Origin of the sequence: Streptomyces asiaticus (assembly GCF_018138715.1) — a bacterium.
GTDB lineage: Bacteria > Actinomycetota > Actinomycetes > Streptomycetales > Streptomycetaceae > Streptomyces > Streptomyces asiaticus.
In genome coordinates this window covers 5,504,214-5,524,663 of sequence record NZ_JAGSHX010000006.1, presented here as the reverse complement: position 1 = coordinate 5,524,663, position 20,450 = coordinate 5,504,214, and the positions used below count along the sequence as shown (strand labels likewise).

20 protein-coding genes are annotated in these 20,450 nt (G+C 71.3%); 11 read left to right on the top strand and 9 right to left on the bottom strand.

All coding sequences use genetic code 11. The features are described 5' to 3' along the window. Positions 1 to 92: 92 nt before the first annotated feature. Entirely contained in the window at positions 93 to 2,861 is a 2,769-nt protein-coding gene (locus KHP12_RS31005) for a penicillin acylase family protein (protein WP_086882448.1), read from the bottom strand. 252 nt (positions 2,862 to 3,113) lie between these two features. On the opposite strand from KHP12_RS31005, the gene KHP12_RS31000 reads away from it, so the two are divergent. The 5 genes from KHP12_RS31000 (at position 3,114) to mscL (ending at position 7,494) form a co-directional block, all read left to right on the top strand. Then, complete coding sequence (locus KHP12_RS31000; RefSeq protein WP_086882449.1) at positions 3,114 to 4,601, top strand: potassium/proton antiporter; 1,488 nt, start codon at positions 3,114 to 3,116, stop codon at positions 4,599 to 4,601. Positions 4,602 to 4,734: 133 nt separating this feature from the next. Beyond that, positions 4,735 to 5,091: an FmdB family zinc ribbon protein gene (locus tag KHP12_RS30995; RefSeq protein ID WP_086882450.1), complete on the top strand. Its 357-nt coding sequence runs from the start codon at positions 4,735 to 4,737 to the stop codon at positions 5,089 to 5,091. A 99-nt stretch (positions 5,092 to 5,190) separates the two neighbouring features. Then, positions 5,191 to 6,036 carry an S-methyl-5'-thioadenosine phosphorylase gene (locus tag KHP12_RS30990; protein ID WP_037948185.1) on the top strand — a complete coding sequence of 282 codons (846 nt, stop codon included), beginning with the start codon at positions 5,191 to 5,193 and terminating at the stop codon, positions 6,034 to 6,036. A gap of 162 nt (positions 6,037 to 6,198) precedes the next feature. Continuing rightward, entirely contained in the window at positions 6,199 to 6,876 is a 678-nt protein-coding gene (locus KHP12_RS30985; RefSeq protein WP_210609735.1) for an RcpC/CpaB family pilus assembly protein, read from the top strand. A gap of 129 nt (positions 6,877 to 7,005) precedes the next feature. Beyond that, on the top strand, positions 7,006 to 7,494 hold the full coding sequence (gene mscL / locus KHP12_RS30980) for a large conductance mechanosensitive channel protein MscL (protein ID WP_372455315.1): 489 nt from the start codon (positions 7,006 to 7,008) through the stop codon (positions 7,492 to 7,494). A 7-nt stretch (positions 7,495 to 7,501) separates the two neighbouring features. On the opposite strand, the gene KHP12_RS30975 is transcribed toward mscL, so the two are convergent. Together KHP12_RS30975 and KHP12_RS30970 are read right to left on the bottom strand one after the other, a co-directional pair. Continuing rightward, entirely contained in the window at positions 7,502 to 7,690 is a 189-nt protein-coding gene (locus tag KHP12_RS30975; RefSeq protein WP_078559050.1) for a hypothetical protein, read from the bottom strand. A 3-nt stretch (positions 7,691 to 7,693) separates the two neighbouring features. Next, positions 7,694 to 8,236, bottom strand: a complete 543-nt coding sequence (locus tag KHP12_RS30970; protein WP_241787560.1) for an AMP-binding protein — start codon at positions 8,234 to 8,236, stop codon at positions 7,694 to 7,696. Between the two features lie 202 nt (positions 8,237 to 8,438). On the opposite strand from KHP12_RS30970, the gene KHP12_RS30965 reads away from it, so the two are divergent. Then, positions 8,439 to 9,581, top strand: coding sequence for a P1 family peptidase (locus KHP12_RS30965; protein ID WP_086886166.1), 1,143 nt, complete (start codon positions 8,439 to 8,441; stop codon positions 9,579 to 9,581). Between the two features lie 73 nt (positions 9,582 to 9,654). Next, positions 9,655 to 10,647: an FAD-dependent oxidoreductase gene (locus KHP12_RS30960; RefSeq protein ID WP_086886167.1), complete on the top strand. Its 993-nt coding sequence runs from the start codon at positions 9,655 to 9,657 to the stop codon at positions 10,645 to 10,647. Between the two features lie 7 nt (positions 10,648 to 10,654). Here KHP12_RS30960 and KHP12_RS30955 read toward each other — a convergent pair whose 3' ends face one another. From KHP12_RS30955 to KHP12_RS30940, 4 genes are all read right to left on the bottom strand, one after another. Further along, positions 10,655 to 12,754 carry a PTS fructose transporter subunit IIABC gene (locus KHP12_RS30955; protein ID WP_210609733.1) on the bottom strand — a complete coding sequence of 700 codons (2,100 nt, stop codon included), beginning with the start codon at positions 12,752 to 12,754 and terminating at the stop codon, positions 10,655 to 10,657. 85 nt (positions 12,755 to 12,839) lie between these two features. Continuing rightward, positions 12,840 to 13,784 carry a 1-phosphofructokinase gene (gene pfkB, locus KHP12_RS30950; RefSeq protein ID WP_086886098.1) on the bottom strand — a complete coding sequence of 315 codons (945 nt, stop codon included), beginning with the start codon at positions 13,782 to 13,784 and terminating at the stop codon, positions 12,840 to 12,842. Next, a complete protein-coding gene (locus tag KHP12_RS30945; protein WP_086886097.1) occupies positions 13,781 to 14,542 on the bottom strand; it encodes a DeoR/GlpR family DNA-binding transcription regulator in 762 nt (253 codons plus the stop codon). The genes pfkB and KHP12_RS30945 overlap by 4 nt, the downstream gene beginning before the upstream one ends. Positions 14,543 to 14,668: 126 nt before the next feature. Further along, the gene (locus KHP12_RS30940; protein ID WP_167442790.1) at positions 14,669 to 14,821 is read right to left on the bottom strand and encodes a hypothetical protein; all 153 of its coding nucleotides are present in this window, start codon (positions 14,819 to 14,821) and stop codon (positions 14,669 to 14,671) included. Positions 14,822 to 14,854: 33 nt separating this feature from the next. Here KHP12_RS30940 and KHP12_RS30935 point away from each other — a divergent pair, with 33 nt between their 5' ends. Beyond that, the gene (locus KHP12_RS30935; RefSeq protein WP_086886096.1) at positions 14,855 to 15,592 is read left to right on the top strand and encodes an SDR family NAD(P)-dependent oxidoreductase; all 738 of its coding nucleotides are present in this window, start codon (positions 14,855 to 14,857) and stop codon (positions 15,590 to 15,592) included. A 136-nt stretch (positions 15,593 to 15,728) separates the two neighbouring features. Here KHP12_RS30935 and KHP12_RS30930 read toward each other — a convergent pair whose 3' ends face one another. Further along, positions 15,729 to 16,733, bottom strand: a complete 1,005-nt coding sequence (locus KHP12_RS30930) for a sigma-70 family RNA polymerase sigma factor (RefSeq protein ID WP_086884571.1) — start codon at positions 16,731 to 16,733, stop codon at positions 15,729 to 15,731. Between the two features lie 373 nt (positions 16,734 to 17,106). On the opposite strand from KHP12_RS30930, the gene KHP12_RS30925 reads away from it, so the two are divergent. Next, entirely contained in the window at positions 17,107 to 17,541 is a 435-nt protein-coding gene (locus KHP12_RS30925; RefSeq protein WP_086884572.1) for a hypothetical protein, read from the top strand. A gap of 166 nt (positions 17,542 to 17,707) precedes the next feature. Further along, the gene (locus tag KHP12_RS30920; protein ID WP_211833951.1) at positions 17,708 to 18,883 is read left to right on the top strand and encodes a questin oxidase family protein; all 1,176 of its coding nucleotides are present in this window, start codon (positions 17,708 to 17,710) and stop codon (positions 18,881 to 18,883) included. Between the two features lie 121 nt (positions 18,884 to 19,004). On the opposite strand, the gene KHP12_RS30915 is transcribed toward KHP12_RS30920, so the two are convergent. Next, on the bottom strand, positions 19,005 to 19,787 hold the full coding sequence (locus KHP12_RS30915; protein ID WP_086885961.1) for a dioxygenase family protein: 783 nt from the start codon (positions 19,785 to 19,787) through the stop codon (positions 19,005 to 19,007). 127 nt (positions 19,788 to 19,914) lie between these two features. On the opposite strand from KHP12_RS30915, the gene KHP12_RS30910 reads away from it, so the two are divergent. Beyond that, entirely contained in the window at positions 19,915 to 20,415 is a 501-nt protein-coding gene (locus KHP12_RS30910; RefSeq protein ID WP_086885962.1) for a MarR family winged helix-turn-helix transcriptional regulator, read from the top strand. Positions 20,416 to 20,450: the final 35 nt, after the last annotated feature.

Below are 20,450 nucleotides of genomic sequence, written 5' to 3'. Positions count from 1 at the left end.
GGGCCCGGGGGCCGTCCGGGGGCGGAAACGCCCCTCAGACGGCCACCGGGCCCTTCGGGGCCCGTGCGGGGCCCCCGGTGCTCCATGGATCGCTACGGGGTGAGCGCCAGCTCGTCCTCCGTCGACTTGTCCACGGCGCTCTTGTTGAACGCCCAGGGCAGCAGCTCGCCCTTCGCCCACTTCTCGGTCTGGTCCGTGTAGTGCGCGTTGTAGGCGTGGCCGGAGGCGCCGGTGAGGTTGATCCAGCGCGACTTGTCGAGGTTGTCGAGGTTGACGACCATCCGCATCGAGGGGACCCAGGTGACGTCGTAGCCGCCCGCTGCGTTCCAGCCGGTGGCGTTGACCGCCGCCTCGCCGCCGGAGAGGTTCCACGGGCCCCGGTTGAGGAGCCACTGCACCACGCCGGGACCGTCCGTGCCCAGGGTCTGGTTCTTCAGCGTCAGCCGATGCAGCCGGCCCCAGCTCCAGCTGTTGATGTCCTTGCCCAGCTTGGCGGTGAGCTCCGAGCGCGCGGCCCGCATGGCCTGCCCCAGCAGCTCGTCACGGTTGGTGGCGCCGGGCTTGTTGCGGGTGCCCGCCGTCTTCCACCAGTCGTTCTCCGGGTCCTTGATGATCTCGCGCACGACCTCGTACCAGCGGTCGCCGCCGTCGGGCTGGGCCATGTCGGGGTCGCGCCTACCGCATTCGCGCACCAGCCGGGCGTTGCCGTTCAGGTCCTCCAGCGGACCCGAGTCGTCGGCCGGGCGCACCCGCAGGCACTCCCCCTTGACCCGCAGCTCCTTGGGAAGCTTGTCGCCGAAGGCCAGCTTGAGAGTGTTGCGCCAGACGGCGTTGAAGTACGCGGCGGCCGCCGAGTCCGAGTCCTGGGTGTAGTCCCAGCTCTCCAGCAGCTTCTGGGCCTCGCGTACGTAGTCGTCCTTGACCTCGATCTTCAGCAGATAGGGCGTCAGCAGCTTGGCGATCTCGCTGCTGTTGTCCATCTGAAGGGACTGCATGTCGTCCGTGGAGATCTTCCCGCCGTCCTTGACCTTCGACTCGATGAGGTCGGTGATGCGCTGGCTCCGCGCGCCGTAGCCCCAGTCGTCGGTCAGCAGATACGGGTAGTTCTTCTTGTCTATGACGGCCTGGTTGGCGGTGACGATATAGCCGCGGTCGGGGTTGAGCTCCCAGGGCAGCGCCGACTGCGGAATGTACTTGCTCCACTTGTAGCGCGAGTCCCAGCCGGGCGCCGGATAGCGGCCGTCGCCCTTGGAGCGCACCGGGATCTGACCGGGCGCCTGATAGCCGATGTTGCCCTTGGTGTCGGCGTAGATGAGGTTCTGGGAGGGGACCGCGAAGTCGCGGGCCGCCTTACGGAAGTCGCTGAAGTTCTTGGCGGTGTTGAGCTTGAAGACCGAGTCCATGGTGTTGGACGGGTTCAGCGCGGTCCACTTCAGCGCCACCGCGTAGCCGTCGCCGCGGTCGGGGGCCACGTCATCGGCGCCGGAGCCCACCGGGGCGCTCTTACCGACGCCGGCGAGCTCGTCGTCGCGGTCGGAGACGATCGGGCCGTTGTTGGTGGTGCGGACGGTGATCTTACGGCTCGCGCCGCCCGCGACCTTGATGGTCTCCTCGCGGGTGGTGAACGGGAGCTGCTTGCCGTCGTAGAGATAGCCGTCGGAGGTGACCTTCTCCAGGTACAGGTCGCTGACGTCGGCGCCGAGGTTGGTCATGCCCCAGCTGATGTCCTGATTGTGACCTATGACCACACCGGGCAGACCGGCGAAGGTGAAGCCCGCCGCGTCGAACGGACACTCGCTGGTGACCTGCTTGCAGTGCAGCCCCATCTGGTACCAGACGGACGGCAGCTGGGGCGCCAGGTGCGGGTCGTTGGCGAGCAGCGGCTTGCCGGTCGTCGTGTACTTGCCGGAGACCACCCACGAGTTGGAGCCGATACCGGTCCCGTTCGGGCCCAGCAGCGCCGGGACGTCGTCCAGGGTCTTGGAGAGCGAGGACAGCTGCGTCTGAAGCCCCTGAGCGGCCCCGGTGGCCCCTCCGCCCACCGAGCCGGTGCCGCCCGTACCGCTCGTGGAGCCGGCCGGGGTGCCCTTGGGGTCGAACTCGTCCGTGACCTCGCTGACGGCGCCGCCCTGGACGATCGGCTTGTTCCGGCTGTACGGGTAGGAGGGGTAGAGCTCGTCTATCTGCTTGGCGCTGAGCCGGTTGGAAGCCAGGGCGCGGTCCACCTCGTCCTGCATGTTGCCGCGCAGGTCCCAGGCCATCGCCTTCAGCCACGCCAACGAGTCGACCGGGGTCCACTTCTCGGGCTTGTAGCCGTCGTTCTTGAAGTCCAGGGCCGCGTACTCGACCGACAGCGCGTCCCCTTGGTGGTCCTTGAGGTAGGCGTTGACGCCGTCGGAGTAGGCCCGCAGATACTTCTTGGTCGAGGCCGACACCTTGGTGTCGTACTCCTGCTTGGCCACCCGGTGCCAGCCCATGGTGCGCAGGAACGCGTCGGTCTCCACCTGGCCGGAACCAAACATCTCCGAGAGCCGGCCCGCGGTCATATGGCGGCGGACGTCCATCTCCCAGAAGCGGTCCTGGGCCTGGACGAACCCCTGGGCGCGGAAGAGGTCCTCGGAGGTACCGGCGTAGATCTGAGGTATCCCGTAGCCGTCACGTTTGACCTGCACGGGGCCGGACAACCCCTTCAGCTGCAGCGATCCCGTGGTCTCCGGGAATGAGGCTCGAACGGTACTGATGCTCCAGTACGCGCCGTAGCCGACGCCCCCGACGAGCAGCAGCACGACTGCGATCACGATCAGGCGGAGACGTCGGCTCTTCTTCTTTTTGGGAGAAGAGCCGGTTGTGTTGGCGGGCATCGCTGTCCTTCGAGGGGCAGGGTGAACCTGGAGTGCTGGAGCAACCATAGGCGCAGCGCTGTCGCCGCCCCTACGCGGAGTCATGACTGACGTCCTGCACCGGCCACCGCCCGGGCTCGTACACCTCGGTGAAGCCTTCCCGTGGGAGGCTCGCGTCAAGATCCCGTAAAATGTTAGATAAGGCAATGAAGTTCCGGTCGGTGGGGACCCCTTCGCAGCGTTCCCTCCGCTCCCGCGAGAAAGGGTCGGCCCCTGACTGTTCACCACCTCAATGAACTGCTGTTGATCTGCTCCCTCGTCCTGCTCGTCGCGGTGGCGGCCGTAAGGGTGTCATCACGCAGTGGACTGCCCACGCTGCTGATCTATCTCGGGATCGGCGTCGCCATCGGCACGGACGGGATCGGCGTCACCTTCAACGACGCTGAACTGACGCAGATCCTCGGCTACGCCGCGCTGGTCGTCATCCTGGCCGAAGGCGGTCTGGGCACGAAGTGGGGCGAGATCAAACCCGCCCTGCCGGCGGCCGCCGTCCTGTCCACCGTGGGCGTCGCGGTCAGCGTGGGGATCACCGCGGCGGCAGGGCACTACCTGGTGGGACTGGACTGGCGGCAGGCGCTGATCATCGGCGCGGTGGTGTCGTCCACGGACGCGGCGGCGGTCTTCTCGGTGCTGCGCACGGTGCCGCTGCCCAAGCGGCTCACGGGCGTCCTGGAGGCCGAGTCGGGCTTCAACGACGCCCCTGTGGTGATCCTGGTGGTCGCCTTCTCCAGCCAGGGCCCCATGGATTCCTGGTACTCCCTGATCGGCACGATCGCCCTGGAGCTGGCGATCGGCGCGGTGATCGGCATCGCGGTCGGCTGGCTGGGCGCCTACGGCCTGCGGCATGTGGCGCTGCCCGCCTCGGGTCTGTACCCGATCGCGGTGATCGCCATCGCGGTGACCGCCTATGCGGCGGGTTCGCTGGCGCACGGGTCCGGCTTCCTCGCCGTCTACCTCGCCTCGCTCATCATGGGCAACGCACGGCTGCCGCACTGGCCGGCGACGCGCGGCTTCGCCGAGGGGCTGGGCTGGCTCGCCCAGATCGGGATGTTCGTCCTGCTGGGGCTGCTGGTCACCCCGCATGAGCTGGGCGATGACATCCTGCCCGCCCTCGCGGTGGGGCTGGTGCTGACCGTGGTGGCCCGCCCGGTGTCGGTCCTGGTCAGCACGGCGCCGTTCCGGCTGCCCTGGCGGGAGAAGGCGCTGCTGTCCTGGGCGGGGCTGCGCGGGGCGGTGCCGATCGTGCTGGCGACCATCCCGGTGGTCAGCGATGTGCCCGACAGCCGCCGGATCTTCAACATCGTCTTCGTGCTGGTGATCGTCTACACCCTGGTCCAGGGGCCGACGCTGCCCTGGCTCGCCCCCCGGCTGCGGCTCGAGGAGCCCGAGCCGGCCGACCTGGGCATCGAGTCGGCGCCACTGGAGCGGCTGCGCGGTCACCTGCTGTCGGTGTCGATCCCCCGGTCGTCCAAGATGCACGGCGTCGAGGTCGGCGAGCTGCGGCTGCCCCCGGGGGCCGCGGTCACCCTGGTGGTCCGGGACGAGACCAGCTTCGTACCGCTGCCCTCGACGGTGCTGCGGCGCGGCGACGAGCTGCTGGTGGTGGCCACGGACCCGGTGCGCGACGCGGCGGAGCGGCGGCTGCGGGCGGTGGGCCGGGGCGGCAAGCTGGCGGGCTGGCTGGGCACGGGAGCGGGTTGAGGGGCCAGTAGGAGGCCGCCTCGGGCGGTGTGTTCGATCACCGCATGTCTCGCCCCAGTGGACTGACGCGCGGGAATACTGCACTATGGAGCGTCGTTAGCACTCATTGAGTGAGAGTGCCAGGAGGAAGAACGTGCCGACCTATCAGTACCAGTGCACCGAGTGCGGCGAGGGCCTCGAGGCGGTGCAGAAGTTCAGCGACGACGCGCTCACCGAGTGCCCCAACTGCAAGGGACGCCTGAAGAAGGTGTTCTCGGCGGTCGGCATCGTGTTCAAGGGCTCCGGCTTCTACCGGAACGACAGCCGCTCCTCCTCCAGCAGCTCGAGCGGCGGCTCCAGCAAGCCGGCGGCGAAGAGCGACAGCTCCGGCTCGTCGTCCTCCTCGTCCTCGGACTCGTCTTCGTCCTCGGACTCCTCTTCCTCGACGTCTTCGTCGTCGACGCCCTCCTCGGCGTCTTCGTCGTCCTCGACGTCGAGCTCGGCCGCCTGATCCGGCCGCCTGGTTCCTCGGCTTCAACGACACCCCGCCGCCTCCCCCGGGAGGCGGCGGGGTGTCGTTCGCGCGGGCGCGGATGGCTAGGGTGATCACATGGTCGAGACCAGCAGGCAAGCAGACATAGGGGTCATCGGGGGATCGGGGTTCTACACGTTCCTCGACGACGTGACCGAGATCACCGTGGAGACTCCCTATGGGGCGCCGAGCGACTCGCTCGTCCTCGGCGACATCGAGGGGCGCCGGGTCGCCTTCCTCCCGCGGCACGGCCGCAAGCACCATCTGCCGCCACACCGCATCAACTACCGTGCCAACCTCTGGGCCCTGCGCTCGCTCGGGGTGCGGCAGGTCTTCGGCCCGTGCGCGGTCGGCGGGCTTCAGCCGGAGTACGGACCCGGCACGCTGCTCGTCCCGGACCAGCTGGTGGACCGTACCAAGGGGCGTACGCAGACCTACTTCGACGGCGAGCAGCTGCCGGACGGCCGGATCCCGAACGTGGTGCACACCACATTCGCCGACCCGTACTGCCCGGTGGGCCGGAAGGCGGCCGTGGACGCGGCGCGCGGACGCGGCTGGGAGCCGGTGGACGGCGGGACGATGTGCGTCGTCGAGGGGCCGCGCTTCTCGACCCGCGCCGAATCGCGCTGGCATGCGGCGCAGGGCTGGTCGGTGGTCGGCATGACGGGCCACCCGGAGGCGGTACTCGCCCGTGAACTGGGGCTCTGCTACACGTCGTTGACGCTGGTCACCGACCTGGACGCGGGGGTCGAGACCGGCGAGGGCGTCACCCACACCGAGGTGCTGAAGGTCTTCGGGGAGAACGTGGGCCGACTGCGCGAGGTGCTCTTCGACGCGGTGGGCAGGCTGCCGGAGACCTCCGCCCGGGACTGCCTGTGCACCCACGCCCACGACGGCTGGGACCTGGGGATCGAGCTTCCGTAGGCGCGGTGCGGGGGCAGCCGGACGGGGCGGGTGTCGCTCGCTCGGGTGGCCGAGTTATCCACAGCCCGGTGGCCGTCCACAGGCCCGAGCGGGATCGGGTGGGGGCGGGCATGGTGAGGGGGCCAGAAGCACTCGGACCCTCCCGGCAGGCGGTGATGTGCCATGTCCCATCCGTCCCCCACCCTCGCGTTACCCCGCTCCGCTCCCCCGGCCCGTGCGGTGCCCCGCTTCGATCCGGTGCGCACCGGGCGCACCAGGCGCACCGGCGGATTCGGGCTGCGGCGGACCGTGCGGCGACGCCGCCGTGCGATGGCGGCCGGGCTCGCGCTGACGGCCGCCGCGCTCGCGGCCGCCGCGCCGTCCGGCCGGGAGCACACGGACGCGGTGTCCTCCCGCGCGCCCGCGCCCACGGGTGAGGAGCGGCGGGGTGGCCCGAGCCCCGCCATGGTCTCGGCGCCGGTCCGGATCGCCGACGCCGCGGCGGTACGGCTGCTGCACCCCGGCGACCGGGTGGATGTGCTGGCCACGCCGCTGCCGGACGCCGCACGGGCCCGCTCCTCCGGTGCTACGGCGCGGGTGGTCGCGCGTGGGGTCCGGGTGGCCGAGGTGCCGGGGTCTCGAAGCGCCCGCGCGACGGACAGCGAAGCCGACGGCGGCGCGCCGGAGGCCGAGGTGGAAGCGGATACGAGCGGCGACGGGGCGCCGGACAGCGGCACGCTCGACGGCGCGGCGGACGGCGGCGGGGCGCTGGTGGTGCTGACGGTGCCGCGAGCGGACGCCACAGCGCTGGCCGGAGCCGCGGCCGACTCCCGACTGACGGTGACACTATGCCGCCGCTGACTGCCCCGACTCCCCCGACGACTGCCCCGACTCCCCTGATGCCCCTTTCACCTGCGGGTGTAGGTTGCGGAACCGTCCGCTCAAGCACCGACGCGGCGAAAGAGAGGCAGTGGGTTGAGTCAGGAGAAGGTGACCGAGGAGAAGCAGAGCGTCATGGAGGGGTTCAAAGCCTTCCTGATGCGCGGCAATGTGATCGACCTGGCCGTCGCGGTCGTCATCGGAGCCGCTTTCACCGCCGTCGTGAACTCGATAGTGAAGGGCCTCATCAACCCCATAGTCGGAGCCTTCGGCACGAAGGACCTCGAGAAGTACCGCTCCTGTCTCAAGGCGCCCTGCGAGACCAACGCCACGGGCGATATCGTCCACGGCATCCCGATTCTCTGGGGAAGCGTGCTCTCAGCCGTGCTGACCTTCCTGATCACCGCGGCGGTGGTGTACTTCCTGATGGTGCTGCCGATGTCGCGCTATCTGGCGCGGAAGGCCGCCAAGGAGGCGAAGGCGGAGGAGCAGGCCGTCGCGGACGCCGAGGAGATCATTCTGCTGCGCGAGATCCGCGACGAGCTGGTGGCACAGCGCGCCACCGTCTGCGACGGTGGCGGCAGCGGCTCCAGCGCCTAGGAATCCGTCAGAGGTGGTGGGGCGGCTTCTCGTCGAGGAACCGGGCCAGATCAGCGGCATCGTCGGCACTGTCGCCGCCGGGAACCCGCTCACCCCACCCGTGGTCCGTATCGTCCGATGACCGCTGCGCGAAGGGATCGTCGAAGCTCAGCGCGGCGGCCGGATCGCGCGGTCCAGGGGCAGGGGCGGTGCTCATGCCTCAAGAATACGGCCCGGGCAGCGGCTCGGTGTATCGGCCGAGCTCGTCGTGCCACCACAGGTCACGCCCGGGCCTCCAGGACACCGGGCAGGCCAGCCGGTGGACCACCAGTACGGACCGCACCTCGGGGCAGCCGGCCAGCGCCCGGTCGACATGGCGCTTGAGCGGCTGTATCTCCCCGCCGTGCTGCCCGGCGTCCGCGGTGATGACGACCTTGGCGCCGACCTCCCTGATCCGGTCGCGCAACTCATGGGGGCGCAGCCCCATGGGGAGGCTGGCGCGGACGACGTCGAGCCGGCCGCAGGCGAGCGTGGCGATCACGGACTCGGGCACCAGCGGCAGATGGACCGCCACCCGGTCTCCGGCGCGGACACCGAGCCGGGTGAGCGCGGCGGCGGCCCGGGCCGCCTGGTCGAGCAGCTCGGCATGGGTGAGCTCCTCGGTGCAGTCCGGCTCACTGATCCAGCGGAGGGCCACCCGGGCGGCCCGCCGAGGGTCGGCGGCCGGTGTCGGGAGCTCCTCCGTCCGAGAGCTACGGGGCACGGCGGTCTTCTTTCGGACGGGGGCGAACGGCATACAGCTCAGATTGCTGTCAGGCCATCAACGTCTGATGAACGCCCTCTATATGAGGGGTCCTCATCCCGTCCGGCACGCTTCGGCGGCGATCGCGGAAGGGGGGATACGGGGGTGGTTCGCGCCTCGCCACTCGACCATGCCATGGCTTCCCGTGCTACGCATAGCTTCCATGGATGCCGAGCGGACAAACCCCGAATCTGCCCCCACCGGTCCGGCTGACGGCCTGACGGATGTCCACGGACTGCGGGTGGGCCAAGCCCAGCGGTCCGGCGGCGGCCGGCTCACCGGAACGACCGTGGTGCTGGCCCCCGAGGGCGGGGCGGTCGCCGCCGTCGATGTGCGCGGCGGTGGCCCCGGCACCCGGGAGACCGATGCCCTCGATCCGCGCAATCTGGTCCAGCGTGTCGATGCCGTCGTGCTGACCGGTGGCAGCGCCTTCGGGCTCGACAGCGCCTCGGGGGTGGCCGCCTGGCTGGAGGACCACGGCCGGGGCTTCCGGGTCGGGCCCGACCCGGCGCAGGTCGTTCCGGTGGTCCCGACCGCCGCCCTCTTCGACCTGGGCCGGGGCGGCGACTGGCGGGCCCGCCCGGACGCCGCGCTGGGGCGCGAGGCGATCGAGGCGGCGGCCGGTTCGGAGACGGGGGCTCCGGTCGCCCAGGGCAATGTGGGGGCGGGCACGGGCGCGGTGGCCGGTGGACTCAAGGGCGGCACCGGTTCGGCCTCCACGGTGCTGCCGTCCGGCGTCACCGTGGCCGCGCTGGCGGTGGTCAACGCCGCGGGGTCGGTCGTCGATCCCGGTACGGGTGCGCTGTACGGGGAGCACTACGGACCGTCGGAAGAGGGCGGGCCGCACCGGCCCGGCGCGGCCGTGCACGTGGAGGCGATGCGCCGGCTCGCCGCCGCGCGGGCCGAGTCGGAGCGGCGGCAGGCCGCGTCGGTGCGGCCTCCGCTGAACACCACACTGGCCGTGGTCGCCACCGACGCCGTGCTCACCCGGGCCCAGGCGCAGAAGCTCGCGGGGACGGCACACGACGGTCTGGCGCGGGCCGTCCGGCCGGTGCATCTGCTCTCCGACGGCGACACGGTCTTCGCCCTGGCCACCTGTGGGCGCCCGCTGATACCGGAGGGAGACCCCGAGGACGCCGGCGATCCGGCGTTCGGGGTGCACCGGGAGAGCGGTGCGCTGAACGAGGTGCTGGCGGCCGGGGCGGACATGCTGACCCGGGCGGTGGTCAAGGCGGTGCTCGCGGCGGAGACCGTGGACGGCCCGGGCGGTGTCTTCCCCGCGTACCGGGATCTTTACGGCCTCTGATCCGCGGAGGCCGGGGGAAGGAAGCGTCCGGCCGGGAGAAGCGGGCCGGAGCGATGAGGAGAGGGGGCTTCGGATGGATACGGATCTGCTGATCGTCGGCGGTGGCCCGGCGGGCTGTGCCGCCGCCGTGATGGCGGCGAGCGTGGGGATGCGCTCGGTGCTGATCGAGTCGGGCGACGCCCTGTGCGGGGCACTGCGGCGCATCCCGGTGGTGCGCAATGTCCTCACCGCCACCAACGGCCCGGATCTGGCGGCGGCGATCGAGGCCGATCTGGCGCAGTGTGATCTGTGCCGGGTGGAGCTCGGCCGCCGCGCCACGCTGATCGATGCCTTCGACGACCGCGTCGAGGTCACGGTGGAGGCTGTGGAGCCGGCCGGGTCCCCGGGGTCCGATCGGGCGGGTGAGTCGCGGCTGACCGCTCCATACGTAGTCGTCGCCACGGGAGTCGGGCCGCTGGGCCCCGAGGGAGCGGGATGGCTCGGCGGCGCGGCGGGCCGGGCGCTGCCGCAGCTGTGGGAGGCGGAACCGGACGCGATCGACGACCGGACGGTGCTGGTCCTGGGGGCGGACCGGCCCCTGGGCACGGTGGCGCGGGCCCATCCGGAGCTCCAGGCCCGCTTTGTGGTGGCGTATCCGCCCGAGGACGCCTACAAGACCGAGGAGGTCCGGCGGGACCCGCGGGTGGAGCTGGTGGCCGTGCGGCGGCTGGAGTTGGGTCCCGGGTCCGCGTCGGCACCGGTCACCGCCGAGGTCGAGACGGTGGAGGGCGAGCGGCGCACGCTCGCGGCCGATCTCGTCTTCCTCAACCTGGGCAGCGCCCCGGCGCCCCCGGCCGGGGCCGTGGCGGCCGACCGGTCCGGTTACTGCCCTCCCGGGAGCCAGCGTCCCCGGGTCTTCACCGCCGGTGATCTTCGGTCGGTCCGCTTCCAGCGGATCGCGACCGCCATGGGGTCGGGTGGCGAGGCCGCGCTCGGCGCCTACTACGCCTCGCGCGGCCTGCCCACGGAGACCGGCGGCCCGCCCACGGAGGTGGGCAGGCCGCCGGGCCCGACAGGGCGTGGCTGAGATGCGGTCAGACCGCCACCGCCACCTTCGACTCGTCCTCGGTGGCGCCACCCGTGGCAGCACCGCCGCCCGCCTGGCCGGTGGCCCCCGGCTCCGCCGTCTTCCGCAGCCCCTTGAGGAAGACCACCAGACCGGTCGAGACCACCGTGCCCGCCACGATGGCCAGCAGGTAGAGGAACGGCTGGCCGATCAGCGGGACCACGAAGATGCCGCCGTGCGGGGCGCGCAGCGTGCAGTCGAACGCCATCGACAGCGCACCGGTGACGGCACCGCCCACCATCGACGAGGGAATCACCCGCAGCGGATCCGCCGCGGCGAACGGAATGGCGCCCTCACTGATGAAGGAGGCACCCAGCACCCAGGCGGCCTTGCCGTTCTCCCGCTCGGTCTTGGTGAACAGCCGTCCGCGCACGGTGGTGGCGAGGGCCATCGCCAGCGGCGGGACCATACCGGCGGCCATCACCGCGGCCATGATCTTGAGGCTTCCGGTGGAGGGGTCCGACACCGCGATACCGCCGGTGGCGAAGGCGTAGGCCACCTTGTTGACCGGGCCGCCCAGGTCGAAGCACATCATCAGACCGAGGAGGACGCCCAGCCCGATGGCGTTGGCGCCGGAGAGGCCGTTGAGCCAGTCGGTCATCGCCTCCTGCGCGGAGGCGATGGGCTTGCCGATCACCACGAACATCAGGACGCCGACGATCGCGGAGGAGATCAGCGGGATCACCACCACCGGCATGATGCCGCGCAGCGACGCCGGGACCTTGAACCGCTGGATGGCCATGACGACCGCGCCCGCGATCAGACCCGCGACCAGACCGCCGAGGAATCCGGCCTTGATGGTGGTCGCGATGTAGCCGCCCACGAAACCGGGGACCAGACCGGGCCGGTCGGCCATCCCGTAGGCGATATAGCCCGCCAGGACCGGCACCAGGAAGGTGAACGCCGCACCGCCGATCTGGAAGAGCAGCGCCGCCCAGCTGCTGGTCTCGGTCCAGACGAAGTGGTCCGCCACGGACTTGGCGCTCGCGATCTCGTAACCGCCGATCGCGAAGGCGAGCGCGATCAGCAGACCGCCCGCGGCGACGAACGGGACCATGTAACTGACGCCCGTCATCAGCCACTTGCGCAGCCGGGTGCCGAAGCCGTCACCGGCGGCACCGTCCGCGTCCATCGGCGCCGAGCCCTCCGCGCCGTCGGCCGGTGCGGCGATCTCGCCCCGCGCGGCCTTCCCGCGCGCCTCGGCGATCAGCTCGGCGGGGCGGTTGATGGCCACCTTCACCCCGACGTCCACCGTCGGCTTGCCCGCGAAGCGGGCCTTCTCCCGCACCTCCACATCGTGCGCGAAGACCACCGCGTCGGCGGCGGCGATGGTGGCGGCGGGGAGCTTGTCGAATCCGGCCGAGCCCTGGGTCTCGACCACCAGCTCGACCCCGGCCTCGCGAGCGGCGTTCTCCAGCGACTCGGCGGCCATATAGGTGTGGGCGATACCGGTGGGGCAGGACGTGACGGCCACGATCCGGAACGGGGCCACCGGCTCCGGCGCGGTCTGGGAGGCAGCGGCCGAGGCCGCAACCGAGTCGGAGGCGGCGGGCTCGGCCGCAGCAGGCTCGGCCGGAGCAGCCTCAGCGGCTGCGGGCTCAGCCGTGGCGGGCTCAACCGTGGCGGGCTCCTCGCCGCGGATCAGGGCGGCCACCTGCTCGGGCTGGTCGGCCGAGCGCAGCGCATCGGTGAAGTCGGCGTTCATCAGCTGCCGGGCAAGGCTCGACAGGATCGTCAGATGGTCGCTGTCCGCGCCCTCCGGGGCGGCAATCAGGAAGACCAGATCGGCCGGCCCGTCCGCCGCGCCGAAGTCGATCCGGGCCGCGCTGCGCCCGAAGGCCAGGGTCGGCTCGGTGACATGGGCGCTGCGGCAGTGGGGTATGCCGATGCCGCCGTCCAGGCCGGTCGGCATCTGCTCCTCGCGCGCCGCCACGTCGGCGAGAAAGCCGTCGAGGTCGGTGACCCGGCCTGCCTGGACCATGCGTTCGGCGAGCGACCGGGCGGCGGCTTCCTTGGTGTCGGCGGACAGGTCAAGGTCGACCAGATCCGCGGTGATCAACTCACTCATCTCGCGGCTCCCTTGTGTGCGGTGCCGCCCTGGGGGAGGCGGGCGGACGGAGTGGGGACTGGGGGGTGGGAGTGGGGTCGGCCGGTCACGCGGGCTCCTTGAGCACACGGTCCAGCGGGATGTCCGACGTGGTGACCACGGCGGACGGGTCGAGGTCGGCCGGGGTCGGCATGGCGCTTCCCGGCAGCTGCACCGCGGCCGCTCCATGGGCCACGGCCGAGGCGAGTGCGGCGGGCCCGGAGCCGCCCGCCGCGAGGAATCCGGCGAGCGAGGCGTCGCCCGCGCCGACGTTGCTGCGCACGGCGGTGACCCGGGCGGTGCCGAAGTACGCGCCGGTCTCGTCGACCAGCAGCTGGCCGTCGGCGCCCAGGCTGGCGAGCACCGCGCGGGCACCCAGCCCCCGCAGTTCCTCGGCCGCCTTGACCGCCTCGCCCACGGTGGTCAGCGGACGGCCCACGGCCTGGGCCAGCTCCTCGGCGTTGGGCTTCACCACATCGGGGCGCTCACGCAGGGCGGCGGTCAGCGAGGGGCCGGAGGTGTCCAGGGCGATCCGGGCGCCCGCCCGGTGGGCCCGCGCCACCAGCTCGGCGTACCACTCGGGTGCGAGCCCCCGGGGCAGGCTGCCGCAGCAGGCGATCCAGTCGGCGCTCTCGACCCTCGTCCGGACGGCCTCCAGCACCGCCTCGGCCTCGGCATCGCTCAGTTCGGGCCCGCTCGCATTGAGCTTGGTGAGGGTGCCGTCCGGTTCGGCCACGGAGATGTTGACCCGGGTCGAGCCCGCCACGGGCACACCCGCTGCCTCGATGCCCAGCTCCTCCAGCAGCCGGGCGAGCAGCGCGCCCTCCGGTCCACCGAGCGGCAGCACGGCCACCGTGCGCTGCCCCGCGGCGGCCACGGCGCGCGAGACATTGACGCCCTTTCCGCCGGGGTCGACCCGGTCGGCCGTGGCCCGCAGCACGGCGCCGCGCTCCAGCGCGGGGATCTCGTACGTACGGTCCAGGCTGGGGTTGGGGGTGACGGTGAGAATCATGCGCGTGCCACTTCCGTGCCCTGGCGCTCGATGGCCAGGGCGTCCTGGGGGCTGAGCCCGGTGTCCGTGATGAGCAGATCGACATCGTCCAGGCCGCCGAACCGGGCGAAGTGCTCCCGGCCGAACTTGGCGGAGTCCGCGAGCAGCACCACCCGCCGGGCCGCCGCGATCATGGCGCTCTTGACGGCGCCCTCCGCGAGATCGGGTGTGGTGAGCCCGCCGTCCAGCGAGAAGCCGTTGGTGGCGAGGAAGACCACATCGGCCTTGATCTCGCCGTAGCCGCGCAGCGCCCATGCGTCCACGGCGGCCCGGGTGCGGTGGCGGACCCGCCCCCCGACGAGGTGCAGCGCGATACCGGGGTGGTCGGCGAGGCGGGCGGCGACCGGCAGGGCGTGGGTGACGACGGTGAGCTTGGCCTCCAGGGGAAGGGCGGCGGCGAACCGGGCCGCCGTCGAGCCCGCGTCGATGATCACGCTGCCGTCGGACGGCAGCTCGGCGATGGCGGCCCGCGCGATCCGGTCCTTCTCATCGGCGGCGGTGGACTCGCGCTCGGCGAGATCGGGCTCGAAGTCCAGCCGTCCGGCCGGGATGGCGCCCCCGTGCACACGGCGGACGAGCCCTGCCCGGTCGAGGGCGCGCAGATCACGCCGTACGGTCTCGGCGGTGACCTGGAACTCCTCGGCGAGGGACAGGACATCCACCCGCCCGCCCTCGCGGGCGAGCCGGAGAATCTCCTGCTGACGCTCCGGTGCGTACATGTGGGTTTACGTCCCTTCCATGCCCGAACCTGTGATTTCGCGGCCAGATTACGTGGGCGATGCAGGAAAGTAAACAGACTCGGGCACGAAACAAACTCGACCGGGCATGTTTCCTGGCTCACCGCCTCAGCCCTGGCTGACCCGCCCCTGGCCGCCGCCCATCGCCACCACCCATCGCCGCCAGCGCACCGTCCGAATCCCGCCGGACTTCCAGGGCCCGCCCGGCCAGGATCGAGTCATGTCCTCCGGGACCACCGCATAGCGGGATCTTTTCCGCATCTCAGGAATACAAGGAAGAGCAGAGGAGAAGGCATGACACTCGACGGCAAGGCGGCCCTCGTCACCGGCGGCAGCCGGGGCATCGGGGAGGCCGTGGCGATCCGGCTCGCCGAGGAGGGCGCCGATGTCGCCCTGACCTACCACAGCCAGGCCGAGCGCGCGGCGAATGTCGTCGACCGGATCAAGGTGCTCGGCCGCCGCGCCTGGGCCGTGCGGGCCGACGGCGTCGACGCGCAGGCGGTGCGGGCCGCCGTGGAGGGGACCGCCGCCGAGTTCGGCCGTCTGGACATCCTGGTCAACAACGCGGGCGTCGGCGCCCTCGGCCCCATCGCCGAGCTGTCGCTGGACGATGTGGACCGGGTTCTCGCCGTGAATGTCCGGGCACCGTTCCTCCTGGCGCAGGCGGCCACCGCGCATATGGCCGACGGCGGGCGGATCATCAACATCGGCAGCTGTATGGCCGAGCGGGTCGCCTTCCCCGGCGGCAGCCTCTACGCGACCAGCAAGACCGCGCTGACCGGCCTCACCAAGGCCCTGGCCCGTGAGCTCGGCCCGCGCGGAATCACCGCCAACCTGATCCACCCCGGCCCCGTGGACACCGATATGAACCCGGCCGACGGCGAGAACGCCGCCTTCCAGAGCGGCTTCACCGCGCTCGGGCGCTACGGCCGCACCACGGAGATCGCGGCGACCGTGGCCCATCTCGCGGGCGACAGCGGCCGCTACATCACCGGGGCGTCGATCGCCGTGGACGGCGGCTTCGCCGCCTGACCCCCTCCGTCCCCAGATCCACACCCCCAGCAGACAGACACAAGCGAGCCCCGACGCCGGGGGGGGGGAGGCGCCGGGGCTCGGTCTAGGGGTGGGAGGGGATCTGGTGGCTGCTGGGGTCTATGGGCCTGAGAACTCAAGCTGCTGCGTCGAAACCGGTCTGGCGGGCCATCTTCTTCAGCTCAAGCAATGCGTGCTTCTCAATCTGTCGGATCCGCTCACGCGTGAGGCCATGCTGCTTGCCGACCTCGGTCAGGGTGCGCTCCCGGCCGTCGTCGATGCCGTACCGCGCCTTGATGATGGAGGCGGTGCGGTCGTCGAGGCGGCCGATCAGGTCCTCCAGCTCCTCGCTGCGCAGCAGCGTCATCACCGACTGCTCGGGCGAGACGGCCGAGGTGTCCTCCAGCAGATCGCCGAACTGGGTCTCCCCTTCGTCGTCGACCGACATGTTCAGACTGACCGGGTCGCGGGCCCAGTCGAGCACATCCGAGACCCGCTCCATCGTGGAGCCGAGCTCCTCGGCGATCTCGGCGTGCTCCGGCTCGCGGCCGTGCTCACGGTTGAACTCCCGCTGCACCCGGCGGATCCGGCCGAGCTCCTCGACCAGGTGGACGGGCAGCCGGATCGTACGGGACTGATCCGCGATCGAGCGCGTGATGGCCTGACGGATCCACCACGTGGCATAGGTCGAGAACTTGAAGCCCTTCGTGTAGTCGAACTTCTCCACCGCGCGCACCAGGCCCGCGTTGCCCTCCTGGATCAGGTCGAGCAGGGGCAGCCCACTGCGCGGATAGCGGCGCGCCACAGCCACGACGAGGCGCAGATTGGAGCGGATGAAGATGTCCTTGGCGCGGGCGCCTTCGGCGGCTATCGCCTCCAGCTCCTCGCGGCTCGCACCTGCGGCAGAGGTGTCCTCAACCTCCCCGTCCAGGATCTGCTGGGCGTACACCCCCGCTTCGATGGACTGAGAAAGCTCGACCTCCTTCGCCGCGTCCAGCAGCGGGGTGCGAGCGATCTCGTCGAGATACATGCCGACCAGGTCGCGATCGGCGATCTCCCCGCCTGAGGCGCGAACACTGTTGGCCCCATCAGCGCCACCACCGGCGGCGGACTGATTACGGGCGACGGCACGGGTTGCCATGCGTGCTCCCTTACAGATGGATCGGGCGCGGACTATGGACGGACTCTCCGGTGTCGGGTGCCCCGTCCGAAGGAAACAACGACTGGAATCAGGACAGAATTCCCATCAGGCCCCCACCTTTTTACGATCATGCAGTATCCTGTCCAGCCACACGCGGGTCAGCGCGCTGCCGAGACACCGGGAAGCGCAGGTCAGACCCCTTGTGCGGCGGCCTCCCACGGCTCTTCTGCCCTTCTCCCATCTGTCAAGACGAATCTCGCGGGCCGCCGGTTGCCCGTATGGCCCATCGCTCCGGGTTGCCCGGCACTCGGCATGGGTGTGCGCTGGAAAGTGACAGGCCAGGGCGGGGACGCGGCGACGAGGAGGTTCCGCCATGAATGCCCCCACAGCCCCCACAGCCCGCACCGCCCTCGTGAGCCACCACCGCCATCCACGCCTCCCGCTCCGACTGCACCCCTCCGCCTCCTGGGGTGTCCCAGCCGTTCTCGCGGTGCTCTACGGCGGCTGGGTGATGTTCGTGACCCACAACCAGGGCTCCACCATCCCCACGGCCGCCGTCTTCGGCGTGGTCTCGGCGGCGGTGGTCGGAGCGCTCTGCTACGCCCTCGGCATGATGACGCCGGGCCTGATGCCGGAGATCCGGGCCGTGCTCTACGGGACGGTCCTCGGCTGTGCGCTCGGCTTTCTGCACTCCGTGAGCGGAGGCTCGGTGTACCGGTCAGCGGGGATCGGGCTGGGGACGGGGCTCGCGATGGCGGGCATGTCGTTCTACGTCTTCCACGTACGGGCGGAACACCCTCGGGAGTAACGTCCACGTACGGGCGGAGCACCCCGGGAGTAAAGGGAGTAACCCTCAGCCTTCGAGGATCGGCGGCCGGGCCCGACCGGGCCCGGCCCGGCTTAGGTCGTTGGTCCCCGCACGCCTCCGTCCCCGGTCCGTTCCGGGGCCGTCCCGCCCTCCCTAGCGTGAGCCCATGACAGACGACACGAGTGGAACTCTCGACGAAGCCCTCGAGCGACTGCACGCCTCCGGCCCCGAGCGCCACGGATGGCTGAGCAATCACGCGCCGATGGCCGTGGAGGCACTGGTGCGCCACGGCCAGGGGCGCACCGTGCACCGCTGGCTGGACCGCTATCGCGACAAGCTGGAGGAGATGCCGCGCTCGTACGCCGCGATCACCGAGGAGAACTGGCGCGAGGCGCTCGGTGATCCACGTCGGCTCGCCGACTGGCCCGCCTACTTCGACCGGGAGCTCGCCGACCACCCCTGGCAGGACGTGCTCACCGTGTGGTGGCCGCGGCTGCTGCCGGGCATCGCCGCCGGCGCGACCCATCCGGTGATCCGCGTCGGCCACGCCGTACGGACCCTGCTGGACGACCCGGGCACGTCGACCGCTCCCCGCACCGCCGAGCTGGCCCACGCCCTCGGCTACTGGGCCGCCCGCCACGCCCCGCTGCCGCCGCTCCGCCGGCTACCGGGCCCCGCCTCCGGGTCGGCGGCCGACGCGCTGGCCGCCGTGGAGCCGATCGCCGACCAGAGCGGTGGCATCCGGGAGCGGCTGGCCCGGCTCACCGCCTTCCCCACCTGGCCGCCCACCGCCCCGCCGCCCGCTGAGCCGTCCACCCCGCGGCCCAGCCGAACGACCGGCCCCAGCCCCAACGGCCCCCACGGTCCCGAAGACCCCGACGGCCCCGACGGCCCCGACGGCCCCGCCAACCTCGCCGACCGGCCCGAGGAGGCGCGCCGACGTCTGACCGAGCTCGTACGGGCCGCGACGCACCGCTACGCCACCCACGGCCACGGCGAACCGATCATGCTGGTCCACGCCGCGACGGCGCCCAACGCCGTCCTGCGCGCCCTGCCCGCGCTGCCGCGCGAGCTGTGGGCGCCGAGTCTGGACGCGGCATGGGCGGCGAGCGCCGTGGTCACGGCGGTGTACGCACCCGCGGAAGCGCTCCCGGCCGACCGGTTGCCATCCGTGGACGGGAAGGGCATCACCCCCGAGGAAGTCTTCGCCCACGCCGCCGCGCACGGCGATGAGCACGCCATCAAGCTGACCGACACCGCGCTCGATGTCGCCCGGGGTACGGACCCGACGGCCCTGGCCACCGCACTGCACGCCTGCGCGATGATCGACCCGGTGCTCTGACCCAAGCGCCCCAGCCGGGCCGTACCCGCTCAGCCACACCCCACCGAGCGCGCTCCCCCGCCCCCCTCAACCTCACGGCAAACCCTCCTCCGCCCCCTCACCCTCACCCTCACCCTCACCCTCACCCGAACTGCAACGACCGCTTCGCCAGCCCCATCCAGAACCCGTCGATCACACTCCGCTGGCTGCGCAGCTCCGCCTCCGCCGCGCCCAGCGTGACGAACAACGGCGCGAAGTGTTCGGTGCGCGGATGGGCGAGCCCCGCCGCCGGGGCCGTGTGCTCGAAGTCCAGCAGCGCGTCGATGTCCCGCGCGCCCAGGGCCCGCTGCCCCCAGTCGTCGAACTCGGCCGACCAACTGGGCGGCATCGGGCCCGTGTGCCGCAGCGCGGCCAGGTTGTGGGTGAAGAAGCCGCTGCCGACGATCAGGACGCCCTCGTCCCGCAGCGGCGCCAGCTTCCGGCCGATCTCCATCAGCTTCCGCGGGTCGAGGGTCGGCATCGAGACCTGGAGAACCGGGATGTCGGCCTCCGGATACATCTCGACCAGGGGCACATACGCCCCGTGGTCCAGCCCCCGGTCGGGGATGTCCTGCACCGGGGTACCCGCCGTGCGCAGCGTCCTGCGGATCCGCTCGGCGAGTTCGGGAGCGCCCGGCGCGGCGTACCGCACCTGGTAATAGTGCTGGGGGAACCCCCAGAAGTCATAGATCAGAGGCACCTGTTGGGTGGCGCCGATCGCCAGGGGCGCCTCTTCCCAGTGAGCGGAGATCATGAGAATGGCGTTGGGCCGGGGCAGGCCGGCGGCCCAGGCGGCGAGCTGCCCCGGCCAGACCGGATCGTCGGCGAGCGGCGGAGCACCATGGCTGAGGTAGAGCGCGGGCATGCGCCCGTCGAGCGCGGACATGAGGACTCCTCGTCAGTCGACAGAAGCTCGCCAAATGCTTGAAGTCTCAAGCATGTAGTTATCACTGTAGCGCACAGTTATTTAAGATTCAAAGAGAATTCCCTAGAATGGACGCGTGGACGACGCCATGAAAACCCCCTCAGACGCCGACGAGCCGCGTTGGCTGACCGAAGACGAACAGCGCAGCTGGCAGGCGTATGTCCAGGCGAGCATGCTCCTGGAGGACCACCTCGACCGCCAGTTGCAGCGTGACGCGGGCATGCCCCACGTCTACTACGGCCTGCTGGTGAAGCTCTCCTGGGCACCGCGCCACCGGATGCGGATGACCGAACTGGCCGAGGCCGCCAAGATCACCCGCTCCCGGCTCTCCCACGCCGTCGCGCGCATGGAGAAGGACGGCTGGGTCCGGCGCGAGGACTGCCCCGACGACAAGCGCGGACAGAACGCGGTCCTGACCGACAAGGGACTCAAGGTGCTCCAGGACACCGCCCCCGGCCATGTCACCGCCGTACGGACGGCCATCTTCGACCGGCTCACCCCCGAGCAGGTCGAGCAGTTCGGCGCCGTATGCCGGATCATCGCGGACGGCCTCCAGCCGGCCGGCGCCGACCTCCCCTGGCTGCGCTGACGCTCCGAGACACCACACGAAGGCCCCGCTCCTCC

Coding starts and splice junctions, on each gene's coding strand:
- pfkB (WP_086886098.1), bottom strand. CDS start 13,784: ATGATTCTCACCGTCACCCCCAACCCCAGCCTGGACCGTACGTACGAG.
- KHP12_RS30915 (WP_086885961.1), bottom strand. CDS start 19,787: ATGTCCGCGCTCGACGGGCGCATGCCCGCGCTCTACCTCAGCCATGGT.
- KHP12_RS30920 (WP_211833951.1), top strand. CDS start 17,708: ATGACAGACGACACGAGTGGAACTCTCGACGAAGCCCTCGAGCGACTG.
- KHP12_RS30925 (WP_086884572.1), top strand. CDS start 17,107: ATGAATGCCCCCACAGCCCCCACAGCCCGCACCGCCCTCGTGAGCCAC.
- KHP12_RS30990 (WP_037948185.1), top strand. CDS start 5,191: ATGGTCGAGACCAGCAGGCAAGCAGACATAGGGGTCATCGGGGGATCG.
- KHP12_RS30945 (WP_086886097.1), bottom strand. CDS start 14,542: ATGTACGCACCGGAGCGTCAGCAGGAGATTCTCCGGCTCGCCCGCGAG.
- KHP12_RS30985 (WP_210609735.1), top strand. CDS start 6,199: ATGTCCCATCCGTCCCCCACCCTCGCGTTACCCCGCTCCGCTCCCCCG.
- KHP12_RS30965 (WP_086886166.1), top strand. CDS start 8,439: ATGGATGCCGAGCGGACAAACCCCGAATCTGCCCCCACCGGTCCGGCT.
- KHP12_RS30960 (WP_086886167.1), top strand. CDS start 9,655: ATGGATACGGATCTGCTGATCGTCGGCGGTGGCCCGGCGGGCTGTGCC.
- KHP12_RS30910 (WP_086885962.1), top strand. CDS start 19,915: ATGAAAACCCCCTCAGACGCCGACGAGCCGCGTTGGCTGACCGAAGAC.
- KHP12_RS30940 (WP_167442790.1), bottom strand. CDS start 14,821: ATGCGGAAAAGATCCCGCTATGCGGTGGTCCCGGAGGACATGACTCGA.
- KHP12_RS31005 (WP_086882448.1), bottom strand. CDS start 2,861: ATGCCCGCCAACACAACCGGCTCTTCTCCCAAAAAGAAGAAGAGCCGA.
- KHP12_RS30935 (WP_086886096.1), top strand. CDS start 14,855: ATGACACTCGACGGCAAGGCGGCCCTCGTCACCGGCGGCAGCCGGGGC.
- KHP12_RS30955 (WP_210609733.1), bottom strand. CDS start 12,754: ATGAGTGAGTTGATCACCGCGGATCTGGTCGACCTTGACCTGTCCGCC.
- KHP12_RS30975 (WP_078559050.1), bottom strand. CDS start 7,690: ATGAGCACCGCCCCTGCCCCTGGACCGCGCGATCCGGCCGCCGCGCTG.
- KHP12_RS30930 (WP_086884571.1), bottom strand. CDS start 16,733: ATGGCAACCCGTGCCGTCGCCCGTAATCAGTCCGCCGCCGGTGGTGGC.